We start from the raw sequence: 208 nt of genomic DNA, 5'->3' as shown, positions 1-208 counted from the left end.
TCATAATCACTTTTTGCCTCGAGATATTGGCTATAAAATGGAATGCCAGATGAACCATGAAATACATTAATGAGTGTCATGCCAATTAAAACAAAACGAATAAATCCACGAGCATAACCATCAAAAATGGAATCTCGAATCTCGATCTCATTATCGCCTCGTTTACGAATAGAATAGGCAATGTCTTTGTTTGGATTAATAAAAATCC

1 pseudogene is annotated in these 208 nt (G+C 34.1%); it reads right to left on the bottom strand.

The features are described 5' to 3' along the window. A pseudogene (locus HMPREF3263_RS06565) lies at window positions 1–206 on the bottom strand (hypothetical protein); the annotation flags it as partial. Window positions 207–208 lie beyond the last annotated feature (2 nt).

It is taken from the genome of Haemophilus sp. HMSC61B11 (assembly GCF_001838615.1).
In the GTDB taxonomy this organism is placed as follows: domain Bacteria; phylum Pseudomonadota; class Gammaproteobacteria; order Enterobacterales; family Pasteurellaceae; genus Haemophilus_D; species Haemophilus_D parainfluenzae_AD.
This window is presented reverse-complemented; position numbering and strand designations above follow the sequence as displayed.